Source organism: Bradyrhizobium sp. (assembly GCF_028868675.1).
Lineage (GTDB): Bacteria > Pseudomonadota > Alphaproteobacteria > Rhizobiales > Xanthobacteraceae > Bradyrhizobium.
Genome location: NZ_JAGWUA010000175.1, coordinates 1 through 10,542 on the forward strand (window position 1 = coordinate 1; position 10,542 = coordinate 10,542).

Consider the following 10,542-nt stretch of genomic DNA (forward strand, 5'->3'; position numbering starts at 1 on the left):
GGCTTCATGCGCACCTTCGGCATCGATGAGCCGATGGGCTGCTACGACGATCTGGAGCAGGCCGATGCCTTCGTGCTCTGGGGCTCGAACATGGCCGAGATGCATCCGATCCTGTGGTCGCGCCTGACCGACCGCCGCTTGACGCATGAGGGCTGCGAGGTACACGTGCTCTCCACTTTCGAGCACCGCTCGTTCGAGCTCGCCGACAATGGTCTGATATTCACGCCGCAGAGCGATCTCGCGATCCTCAACTACATCCAGAATTACATCGTCAATTCCGGTGCGGTGAACAAGGAGTTCGTCGAGAAGCACGTCGAGTTCGCATCCACCGTGACCGACATCGGCTACGGCCTGCGCCCGACGCATGCGCTCGAGGTCAAGGCGGCGAACGCCTCGCACAAGGCCGGCAAGGACGGCGCGCTCGATCCGGCCGGCTTCAAGGACAAGATCGGCTTCGAGGAATACAAGAAGCTGCTCGAGCCCTTTACGCTCGACTACGCCCACAAGGCGTCCGGCGTGCCGAAGGAGAATCTGGAGCGGCTCGCCAAGCTCTACGCCGATCCCAGGAAGAAGATCGTCTCCTACTGGACGATGGGCTTCAACCAGCATACGCGCGGCACGTGGGTCAACAACATGATCTACAACGTGCACCTGCTGACGGGCAAGATATCCGAGCCCGGCAACGGCCCGTTCTCGCTGACCGGCCAGCCCTCGGCCTGCGGCACCGCGCGCGAAGTCGGCACCTTCGCCCATCGGCTGCCTGCCGACATGGTCGTCACCAATCCGAAGCATCGCGAGATGGCCGAGAAGGTGTGGCAGCTTCCCGAAGGCACGCTGCCCGGCAACATCGGCTACCACGCCGTGCTGCAGAACCGCATGCTGAAGGACGGCAAGCTGAACGCCTATTGGGTCCAGTGCACCAACAACATGCAGACCGCCCCGAACATGAACGAGGAGGGCTATCCCGGCTACCGCAATCCGGCCGCCTTCGTCGTCGTCTCCGATCCCTATCCGACCGTCACCGCGCTTGCCGCCGACCTGATCCTGCCGACCGCGATGTGGATGGAAAAGGAGGGCGCCTACGGCAACGCCGAGCGGCGCACGCAGTTCTGGCGGCAGCAGGTCAAGGCGCCGGGCGAGGCGCGCTCCGACCTCTGGCAGACGATGGAGTTCGCAAAGTACTTCAAGATCGAGGAGGTCTGGCCCGAGGAGCTGATCGCCAAGAAGCCCGAGGTGCGCGGCAAGACCCTGTACGACGTGCTCTACGCCAACGGCGAGGTGAACAAGTTCCCGATCACCGAGTGCCAGAAGGGCTTTGACAACTCCGAGAGCGCGGCCTTCGGCTACTACGTGCAGAAGGGCCTGTTCGAGGAATACGCCAAGTTCGGCCGCGGGCACGGTCACGATCTGGCGGATTTCGAGCAGTATCACCAGGCGCGCGGCCTGCGCTGGCCGGTCGTCAACAACAAGGAGACGCTGTGGCGCTTCCGCGAGGGCTATGATCCCTATGTGAAGCCGGGCGAGGGCGTGTCGTTCTACGGCAAGCCGGACAACAAGGCGCGCATCATCTTCTGCCCGTTCGAGCCGGCGGCCGAGACGCCGGACAAGGACTTCGATCTGTGGCTGTGCACCGGCCGCGTGCTGGAGCACTGGCATTCCGGCTCGATGACGCGCCGCGTGCCCGAGCTGCATCGTTCCGTCCCGGCGGCGACGCTGTTCATGCATCCCGACGACGCGGCCGACCGCAAGCTGTTGCGCGGACAGCCGGTGAAGATCCAGACGCGGCGCGGCGAGGTGGTCACGCGCGTCGAGACCAAGGGACGCAACAAGCCGCCTCGCGGGCTCGTCTACTTCCCGTTCTTCGACGAGAGCCAGCTCGCCAACAAGCTCACGCTTGACGCGACCTGTCCGATCTCGAAGGAGACGGACTTCAAGAAGTGCGCCTGCCGCGTGGTGTCGGCCTAGCCTTCGCGAGACGCGCCATGTCGGATTCGGCCAAGGGCATCCCGCGCGATCCGCGGCGCCGCAAGGCGCTGCAGGACATGACGCGCCTCGGCGGCGGCGCGGCCGTCGCCGCGACGATGCTGACCGCGTTCGGCGTGTCCTCGCGCGCGAGGCCGGCGCAGGCGCTGCGGCCTCCGGGCGCCTTGCCCGAGAGGGATTTCCTGGCGGCCTGTGTCCGTTGCGGTCTCTGCGTCCGCGATTGCCCTTATGACACGCTGAGGCTGTCGGACTGGGCGGACGGCCCCGCCGTCGGAACGCCGTTCTTCGTGGCGCGCAACGTGCCCTGCGAGATGTGCGACAACATCCCCTGCGTAAAGGCGTGTCCGACCGGCGCGCTCGACCATGCGCTCACCGACATCGCGAAAGCGAAGATGGGTGTCGCGGTGATCACGAGCCGGGAGACGTGCCTCAATCTGCAGGGCCTGCGCTGCGACGTCTGCTATCGCGTCTGCCCGGCGATCGACAAGGCGATCACGCTGGAGCTGTCGCACAACGCCCGCACCACCAAGCACGCGATCTTCGAGCCGGTGGTTCACGCCGAGTATTGCACCGGCTGCGGCAAATGCGAGAAGTCCTGCGTGCTGACGGATGCCGCGATCAAGGTGCTGCCGATCGAGATCGCCGCGCTGAAGCAGGACGAGCACTACAAGCGTGGCTGGGAAGAGAAGAAGAAGGCCGGCGGGGCGCTGGTCGATGCGCCGCTCAAGCTGCCGGTGCGCAGGCCCGAGGCCGGAGGCTTTCCATGACGGTGAACGCAAGGCCATATCTGGAGGCGCGCGCGCAGAAAGGTCTGTGGGCGTCGTCGAAGTTCATGGTGCTGCGCCGGATCAGCCAGGTGGCTTTCCTGGCGCTGTTCCTGTCGGGGCCGCTGTTCGGCATCTGGATCGCGAAGGGCACGCTGGCCTCGTCCATGACGCTCGGCGTCCTGCCGCTCACCGATCCCTTCATCGTCCTGCAGTCGCTGGCCGCGCGCCACTGGCCTGAGGCGCTTTCGGCGACAGGCGCGGCCATCGTGCTGGTCGGCTACCTCGTGTTCGGCGGGCGCACCTATTGCTCCTGGGTCTGCCCCGTCAATCCGGTGACCGATCTCGCCGCGTGGCTGCGCCGGCGGCTGGGCATCACCTTCACGGCCAAGATCCGCCCGGAACTGCGGCTCTATTTCGTCGGCGCGGTGCTGGCGGCATCAATGCTGTCCGGCTCGGTCGCCTGGGAGCTGATCAACCCGGTGACCGCGCTGCACCGCGCGCTGGTGTTCGGCGTCTGGTTCGGCGCCGGCGGCGCCGTGGCGATCTTCCTGTTCGACCTCCTGGTCGCAAAGCACGGCTGGTGCGGCCATCTCTGCCCCGTCGGCGCGTTCTACGGCCAGATCGGCAGGGTCGCGCTGCTGCGTGTCACTGCGGACAATCGCGCAGCCTGCAACGACTGCATGGACTGTTTCGCCGTCTGTCCGGAGCCGCAGGTCATCAGCCCGGCGCTGAAGGGCGAGCGCACCGGCGCCGGTCCCGTCATCACCGCGGGCGATTGCACCGTGTGCGGCGCCTGCATCGACGTCTGCTCCAAGCAAGTCTTCCATCTCGGCCTGCGCAGCCGCAACGCCGCGCATCCGCTCCCTTCCACGACCGCGCCGGCGCCTGCGGCGCGCGTCATCTCCTCCCAGCCGGCAGTCCTTGAAAGGGACCTCTCATGACGTTCGTCCGATTGATTCCGTTGATCGCGGCCGTGGCCGTAGCTCTTGCAATCCCGTTTGCGGCATCGGGGCCGCTCGCACAGGAGGCCAAGGCGCCAAAGGCGCTGCGCGAGGCGCCGCTGACCGAAGATTCGGTGCCGCCCGATGTGACCAAGCAATCCGTCCCGGCCGGCGGCTTCGATCGCGCCTATCGCCAGCAGCCGCCGCTGATCCCGCACAAGGTCGAGGGCTACCAGATCACCGGCGAGAACAACGCCTGCATGGGCTGCCACGACTGGCCAGGCAACACCCGCGTCAACGCGCCGAAGATCTCGGAGACGCACTATGTCGACCGCCAGGGCGTGCGACTCGATAAGGTCGCGGGCACGCGCTATTTCTGCCAGCAGTGCCACGTGCCGCAGGCGGACGCCAAGCCGCTGGTCGGCAACATCTTCCAGAACGCGACGCAGGCGAAGTGAGGCGGCGATGCAGGACACGAACTCTTCCGCTGCCACCGCCGCACCGCGGCCCGGCTTCGTCGGGCGCCTGTGGCGCTGGTTCTTCTCGCCGACGGCGCGATACGCCTGGGGCGTGATCATCGTCGTCGGATTCGTCGCCGGTGTCGTCTTCTGGGGCGGCTTCAACTGGGCGATGGAAATGACGAACACCGAGCAGTTCTGCGTCTCCTGTCACGAGATGAAGGACAACGTCTACCTCGAGTACCGCAACACGGTGCACTATTCGAACCGCACCGGCGTGCGCGCGAGCTGCCCGGACTGCCACGTGCCCAAGGAATGGGGGCACAAGGTGGTCCGCAAGATCCAGGCGTCGAACGAGCTGTTGCACAAGATGCTCGGCAGCATCGACACGCAGGAGAAGTTCAACGCGCATCGCCTTGCGCTCGCCAGGAGCGTCTGGCGCGGCATGAAGACGACTGACTCGCGCGAATGCCGCAACTGCCACAAGTTCGACCACATGGAATATTCCGTGCAGGAACCGCGCGCCTCGAAGCTGCACCAGACGGCCTTTGCCGAAGGCAAGACCTGCATCGATTGCCACCAGGGCATTGCGCACAAGCTGCCGCCGAAAGCGCGGGAGGAATACCGCGACATGCTCGAGCATATCGACGAGGTCGGGCCGACGCAGCGCCTGATCGACTTCCTGCAGGACGCCAACGTGGCCAAGGCGAAGGCAGCCAGATAGTGAGTCGGGTGATGCAGATCGTACAGGGCGGCCGCGACGCGGCAGTGGGCTCGGCCGGGTGGCTTGCGCCCGTCAGCTTGGCGCTGGTCTACGACACCAGCGCGGACCTGAACCAGTGGTTCGAGCGTCTCGTCGCCGAGCTTCGCCGGTCCGGGAAAAGCCTGGCCGGGCTGGTTCAGCACGACGTGCCTCATGCGGGACGCTCCCGCTGCGACATGGTCCTGCACGAGCTCGCGACCGGCCGGTCGATCTCGATCTCCCAGGATCTCGGCGCGGGCGCTATCTCCTGCCGCCTCTCCACGCCTCGGCTGATCGAGGCCGCCCAACTGGTCGAGAGCCGGCTCGCTGACGCCGAGATCGTCTTCCTCAACAAGTTCGGCAAGGCCGAAGCCGAGGGCGGCGGATTGCGCGACCTGATCGCGCGCAGCATCGACGGCGGCAAGAGTCTCGTGATCGGCGTACCCCGAAGCAATCAAGCGGCCTGGACCGAGTTCTGCGGCGACTACTTCACCACGATCATTGCGACGCCCGAGCCGCGGCCGGAGGAGGTCGTGAGGCTCGTACGCCTGCTCGGCACGGTTCCGGCCGAGAACGCGTCGCTCCACGCGATCTGAAGAGTCGCCGCTCTTCCGCGCCTTCTCCCGCACGGCGGAATTGCCGGCGATGGACAGGGCCGCGCCGCTCAATACAATGCCCGCAACGAGAACGATTGCGGGGAGAGCGGCGCCATGAAGTTCGGCATCTTCTACGAACTGCAATTGCCACGTCCATGGATCGCCGGCGGCGAGCTCAAGCTCTACCAGGATGCGCTGACGCAGATGGCGCTCGCCGACCGGTCCGGCTACGACTACGCCTGGGTGGTCGAGCATCATTTCCTCGAAGAATATTCCCACTCGCCCTCGCCGGAGTCCTTCCTCGCCGCCGCCAGCCAGCGCACGCAAAAAATCCGACTCGGCCACGGCATCCTGCAGCTCACCACCAATCATCCGGCGCGCGTCGCCGAGCGCGTCGCAGTGCTCGACCTGCTCTCGAACGGACGTTGCGAATTCGGCATGGGCGAGAGCGCCTCGATCACCGAGCTCGAACCGTTCGGCCGCGACATGGAGACCAAGAAGGAGGTGTTCGAGGAGGCGGTGCGCGCGATCTTCCCGATGTTCCGGGACGGCGGCAGCGAGCATCACGGCAAGTATTTCGACATCCCCCTGCGCAACGTGGTGCCGAAGCCGGTGCAGAAGCCGCATCCGCCGCTGTGGATGGCCTGCTCGCAGCTTCCGACCATCGAGCGCGCCGGCCGCCACGGTTTTGGCGCGCTCGGCTTCCAGTTCGTCAGTGCGGATGCCGCGCACGCCTGGGTGCACGCCTATTACAACGCGATGACCAAGCGCCTCACCAAGCTCGCCGACTACGAGATCAATCCCAACATGGCGCTGGTGTCGTTCTTCATGTGCGCCAAGACCGACGAGGAGGCCCGCGCGCGGGCCGACGGCGCCACCTTCTTCCAGTTCGCACTGCGCTTCTACGGCGCCTCGCAGAACCGCCAGCGCCCGGCGCCCGGCACCGTCAACATGTGGGACGAGTACAACAAGTGGAAGCGCGACAATCCGGAGGCGCAGGAGGCCGCACTGCGCGGTGGCCTGATCGGCTCGCCGGAAACGCTGCGCAAGAAGCTGCGTCGCTTCCGCTCCTCGCACATCGACCAGGTGATCCTGCTCAACCAGGCCGGCAAGAACAGTCACGAGCACATCTGCGAATCGCTCGAGCTGTTCGCGCGCGAGGTGATGCCGGAGTTCCAGAGCGATCCGGAGCAGGAGATATGGAAGAAGGCGGTGATGGCGGGCGAGATCCAGCTCGAGGAGATCGACACCCAGGCCTTCACCGACCGCTACGGCAAGCTTGCGGTTAGCGTCGCGCCGGCGAAGGCCGCGGCCGGATAGGGCGGGCCGCACAACGACAGGAGCCGAGCTTGAGCACCGCACCGCGCATCGACATCGACCCCGTCTCGTTCTGGGCCGACCCCTATCCGACGCTGGCGAGAATGCGGCGCGAGGCACCGATCGTCTTCGTGCCACAGCTCGGCTCGACGCTCCTGTGCAGCCGCGACGACATCTCGATCTCCGAGAAGCAGATCGACGTGTTTTCCTCGCACCAGCCCGAAGGCCTGATGAATCGCCTGATGGGCCACAACATGATGCGCAAGGACGGCGAGGATCACCAGGTCGAGCGCCGCGCCATGTTCCCGGCCGTCTCGCCGAAGACGGTGAAGGCGCACTGGACCGCGCAGTTCCAGGCGCATGCGGACCGCATCATCGACGCCATCGCTCCCGGAAGCCGCATCGATTTCGTGCGCGACTTCGCCCTGCCGTTCTCGGCGGAATGCCTGAAGTCGATCACCGGTCTCACCAGCTTGCGCTTCGAGGACATGAACGCGTGGTCGCAGGCCATGATCGACGGCATCGCGAACTATGCGGGTGATCCCGCGGTCGAGGCGCGCTGCCACGCCGCGACCGCCGGCATCGATGCCGCGATCGACGACATGCTGCCGGTCGTCAGCAAGAAGCCGGACCAGAGCCTGCTCGGGGTGATGGTCGCCTCCGGCATGCCGATGGACAGCGTGCGCGCCAACATCAAGCTTTCGATTTCAGGCGGCCAGAACGAGCCGCGCGACGCCATCGCCGGCACGGTGTGGGCGCTACTCACCCATCCCAGTCAACTCGACCTGGTGCTCGGCGGCGAGGTGCCGTGGATGCAGGCATTCGAGGAATATGCGCGTTGGATCTCTCCGATCGGCATGTCGCCGCGCCGAATCGCAAGACCCTGGGCCATCCGCGACGTCGCCTTCGAGCCCGACGAGCGCGTGTTCCTGATGTTCGGCTCGGCCAATCGCGATGAGAGGCATTTCGAGCGCGCGGACGAATTCGACGTGCGGCGGGACGTCAGCAAGAGCGTCGCCTTCGGCGCCGGGCCGCATTTCTGCGCCGGCGCCTGGGCCTCGCGCGCCATGATCGCCGACGTCGCGCTGCCGACCCTGTTCGCGCGCGTGAAGAATCTGCAGATCGCCGGCGACGAGCCGGTTCGGATCGGCGGCTGGGCCTTTCGCGGCCTGCTCAATCTGCCGGTGAGGTGGAACGCGTAAGCAGGTCCGGCCGCCGGGCGGCGAACAGGCTGCGGTGGCGTTTTGCCCGCGGCCGACCTACAAGGCTTGCAGAGGGCCTGCCCTTCGGGCCAGCGCGTGAAATCGGGTCGGGACGTCATGAAGCGAGTCGGGGTCTGGGCGTTCTACGCGATCGGTGCACTGGCGGTCGCCTATCTCGCGCTCTATGCCTATGCGATGCTCTCCGGGCAGCGCTTCGAGCCCGGCGATCCCATCCACATCTTCCGCAATCCCGACGCGCCGAGCTATTCATGAGCCAAGCGGCCACGGTGCATGGGGTTGTTCCGCATGTTTCGTTGGACAACCTCCCGCCCCGCAACGAACGATGCCCGGGACCTGGTCCCGGGCATCCGTACCCCTGGAATTTCCGTCGGCGCCGCCTTACCCCATCGCCGGCATGCGCGGATATTCGCCCGGTGTGCCGGCCGGCGGAATCGGAATGCCGCCGTCGGCATATTCGTTGAGCTTGTTGCGCAGCGTGCGGATCGAGATGCCGAGGATGTTGGCGGCATGCGTCCGGTTGCCGAGGCAGTGCTTGAGCGTCTCCAGGATCAGGTCGCGCTCGACGTCGGCGACCGTGCGGCCGACCAGCGCGCGGGTGACCTGCTCGGCCGCCATCGTTGCGTGCGCCACGGCGGGCGCGGTCCTGGCGAGGTCGAGGCGGTCGCCGTCCGGCGTGATGATGGCGTCGGGTCCGATCTCGTCGCCCTGCGCCATCAGCACCGCGCGGTGCATGGTGTTTTCGAGCTCGCGCACGTTGCCGGGCCAGCGGTTGGTCGAGAGCACCCGGCGCGCCTCGGCCGAGATCGGCCGGAGCGGCACGCCGTTGGCGTCGGCATATTTCTTCACGAAATGCTGGGCGAGCTCGAGAATGTCGGCCGGACGCTCGCGCAGCGGCGGGATCTTCAGGTTCACCACGTTGAGGCGGAACAGGAGGTCCTCGCGGAACGTGCCTTCGCGCACCGCGTCCGCCAGATTGCGGTTCGAGGTCGCGATGATGCGGATGTCGACCGGCACCGGCTTGGTGCCGCCGACCCGGTCGATCACGCGCTCCTGGATGGCGCGCAAGAGCTTCGACTGCAGGCGAACGTCCATCTCGGAGATTTCGTCGAGTAGCAGCGTGCCGCCGGTCGCCTCCTCGAACTTGCCGATGCGGCGGGCGACGGCGCCGGTGAAGGCGCCCTTCTCGTGGCCGAACAGCTCGGACTCCAGCAGGTGCTCGGGGATCGCCGCGCAATTGATCGAGATGAAGGGACGCTTGGCGCGGGCCGAGCGCATGTGGACGTAGCGCGCCAGCACCTCCTTGCCGGTGCCGGATTCGCCCGTGATCATCACCGAGGCGTCGGAGCCCGCGATCTGCTGGGCGAGCTTGATCACCTTCGCCATCGCGTCGTCGCGGTAGACGAGCTCGCGGGAATCGTTGGCGACGGCGGCGAGCACCGCGGCGATCAGCTCCGGCTCGGGCGGCAGCGGGATGTATTCCTTGGCGCCGGCGTGGATGGCGGCGACCGCGGCGCGGGCGTCGTTGGTGATGCCGCAGGCGACGATCGGGGCGTGGATGTGCTCGGCCTCCAGCCGCATCACGAGGTCGCGGATGTCGAGGGCGACGTCGACCAGCAACAGGTCGGCGCCCTTGCCGCCGCGCAGCACGCGCATCGCCTGCTCGTTGTCCTCGGCGTGGGTCACGGTGGCGCCGTTCTCCATCGCGATCTTGGTGGCGGTGGTGAGCTGGCCCTTCAATGTGCCGACGATGAGAAGCCGCATGTCTTTCTCCTGTAAGTCTGTTCGCGCTGCCGCGCCTTATTCCGGCGATTGTCAGCCGCGCTCCGTCCTGATGATTTCCGTCATGGTCACGCCGAGCTTGTCCTCGACCAGCACCACCTCGCCGCGGGCGACCAGGCGGTTGTTGACGTAGATGTCGATGGCCTCGCCGACACGCCGGTCCAATTCGAGCACGGTGCCGGGCCCGAGCTTCAAGAGGTCGGCGACGTCCATCTTCGAGCGGCCGAGCACGGCCGAGACCTGCACCGGCACGTCGAAGACGGCCTCGAGGTCGGCGGCGACCCGGGCCGCGTATTCGTCCTCGTTGTAGCCGATGTCGGCATCGGGCGGTTGCGCCGGACCGTTGAGATCGGGAAGCGGGACCTGGCTGTCGGTGTCGCTCATGACTTGTTTCCCTTCAATTCCCGTTGGCTGCGCCGGCGGGCCCGTCGCGGGACGCGACATAGCGTCCGACGAGCTCGTCGATCTTGGCCGAGATGGCGCCGCGCTCCAGCACGACGCCGCCGTCGGCCCATTCGATCCGGCAGTCGCCGGTCGCAATCTCGGGCTCGGCCAGGATCACCAGCCGGCCCTCGAATCCGCTCTGTTTGGCCAACCGCTCGATCTTCTCGCGTGCGCTGTCGTAGAGCGCGTCATTGATGCGGACGACCAGATGCGGCGTCGAGACCAGGTGCGAGAAGCAGTCGCGCACCAGCGCGATGATCTCGCCGAGCGGCTCGGCGGCGATCAGGTCGGC

12 protein-coding genes are annotated in these 10,542 nt (G+C 66.6%); 9 read left to right on the forward strand and 3 right to left on the reverse strand.

Annotated elements, in window-relative coordinates; genetic code table 11:
• From napA to KGM94_RS19540, 9 genes are all read left to right on the forward strand, one after another.
• Window positions 1-1,965 (forward strand): nitrate reductase catalytic subunit NapA (gene napA, locus KGM94_RS19500; protein ID WP_300263115.1); only part of this gene is annotated, 1,965 nt, incomplete at its 5' end.
• Between the two features lie 17 nt (window positions 1,966-1,982).
• Window positions 1,983-2,750, forward strand: a complete 768-nt coding sequence (gene napG / locus KGM94_RS19505; protein WP_300263117.1) for a ferredoxin-type protein NapG — start codon at window positions 1,983-1,985, stop codon at window positions 2,748-2,750.
• Window positions 2,747-3,691, forward strand: a complete 945-nt coding sequence (gene napH / locus KGM94_RS19510) for a quinol dehydrogenase ferredoxin subunit NapH (RefSeq protein ID WP_300263119.1) — start codon at window positions 2,747-2,749, stop codon at window positions 3,689-3,691. Before napG ends, napH begins: the two co-directional genes overlap by 4 nt.
• Window positions 3,688-4,149 (forward strand): nitrate reductase cytochrome c-type subunit, encoded by a 462-nt coding sequence (locus tag KGM94_RS19515; RefSeq protein WP_300263121.1) that lies wholly within the window; start codon window positions 3,688-3,690, stop codon window positions 4,147-4,149. The genes napH and KGM94_RS19515 overlap by 4 nt, the downstream gene beginning before the upstream one ends.
• A gap of 7 nt (window positions 4,150-4,156) precedes the next feature.
• Window positions 4,157-4,873 (forward strand): NapC/NirT family cytochrome c, encoded by a 717-nt coding sequence (locus KGM94_RS19520; protein ID WP_300263123.1) that lies wholly within the window; start codon window positions 4,157-4,159, stop codon window positions 4,871-4,873.
• Between the two features lie 11 nt (window positions 4,874-4,884).
• Window positions 4,885-5,487: a DUF2478 domain-containing protein gene (locus KGM94_RS19525; RefSeq protein ID WP_300263125.1), complete on the forward strand. Its 603-nt coding sequence runs from the start codon at window positions 4,885-4,887 to the stop codon at window positions 5,485-5,487.
• Between the two features lie 114 nt (window positions 5,488-5,601).
• Window positions 5,602-6,807: an LLM class flavin-dependent oxidoreductase gene (locus KGM94_RS19530; RefSeq protein ID WP_300263127.1), complete on the forward strand. Its 1,206-nt coding sequence runs from the start codon at window positions 5,602-5,604 to the stop codon at window positions 6,805-6,807.
• Between the two features lie 29 nt (window positions 6,808-6,836).
• Window positions 6,837-8,006: a cytochrome P450 gene (locus KGM94_RS19535; protein WP_300263129.1), complete on the forward strand. Its 1,170-nt coding sequence runs from the start codon at window positions 6,837-6,839 to the stop codon at window positions 8,004-8,006.
• A 117-nt stretch (window positions 8,007-8,123) separates the two neighbouring features.
• Window positions 8,124-8,279 (forward strand): hypothetical protein, encoded by a 156-nt coding sequence (locus tag KGM94_RS19540; protein ID WP_300263131.1) that lies wholly within the window; start codon window positions 8,124-8,126, stop codon window positions 8,277-8,279.
• Window positions 8,280-8,405: 126 nt separating this feature from the next.
• On the opposite strand, the gene KGM94_RS19545 is transcribed toward KGM94_RS19540, so the two are convergent.
• The 3 genes from KGM94_RS19545 to KGM94_RS19555 all read right to left on the reverse strand — a co-directional run.
• On the reverse strand, window positions 8,406-9,788 hold the full coding sequence (locus KGM94_RS19545; protein ID WP_300263133.1) for a sigma-54 dependent transcriptional regulator: 1,383 nt from the start codon (window positions 9,786-9,788) through the stop codon (window positions 8,406-8,408).
• A gap of 51 nt (window positions 9,789-9,839) precedes the next feature.
• A complete protein-coding gene (gene fliN, locus KGM94_RS19550) occupies window positions 9,840-10,190 on the reverse strand; it encodes a flagellar motor switch protein FliN (protein ID WP_300263135.1) in 351 nt (116 codons plus the stop codon).
• Window positions 10,191-10,203: 13 nt separating this feature from the next.
• Window positions 10,204-10,542: FliH/SctL family protein (locus KGM94_RS19555; protein ID WP_300263137.1), on the reverse strand; the 339-nt coding region annotated here is incomplete at its 5' end.

What these genes read in the sequence shown, in the direction of transcription:
- KGM94_RS19525 (WP_300263125.1), top strand. Translation starts at nt 4,885, where the DNA reads ATGCAGATCGTACAGGGCGGCCGCGACGCGGCAGTGGGCTCGGCCGGG.
- KGM94_RS19530 (WP_300263127.1), top strand. Translation starts at nt 5,602, where the DNA reads ATGAAGTTCGGCATCTTCTACGAACTGCAATTGCCACGTCCATGGATC.
- KGM94_RS19515 (WP_300263121.1), top strand. Translation starts at nt 3,688, where the DNA reads ATGACGTTCGTCCGATTGATTCCGTTGATCGCGGCCGTGGCCGTAGCT.
- fliN (WP_300263135.1), bottom strand. Translation starts at nt 10,190, where the DNA reads ATGAGCGACACCGACAGCCAGGTCCCGCTTCCCGATCTCAACGGTCCG.
- KGM94_RS19520 (WP_300263123.1), top strand. Translation starts at nt 4,157, where the DNA reads ATGCAGGACACGAACTCTTCCGCTGCCACCGCCGCACCGCGGCCCGGC.
- KGM94_RS19540 (WP_300263131.1), top strand. Translation starts at nt 8,124, where the DNA reads ATGAAGCGAGTCGGGGTCTGGGCGTTCTACGCGATCGGTGCACTGGCG.
- napG (WP_300263117.1), top strand. Translation starts at nt 1,983, where the DNA reads ATGTCGGATTCGGCCAAGGGCATCCCGCGCGATCCGCGGCGCCGCAAG.
- KGM94_RS19545 (WP_300263133.1), bottom strand. Translation starts at nt 9,788, where the DNA reads ATGCGGCTTCTCATCGTCGGCACATTGAAGGGCCAGCTCACCACCGCC.
- napH (WP_300263119.1), top strand. Translation starts at nt 2,747, where the DNA reads ATGACGGTGAACGCAAGGCCATATCTGGAGGCGCGCGCGCAGAAAGGT.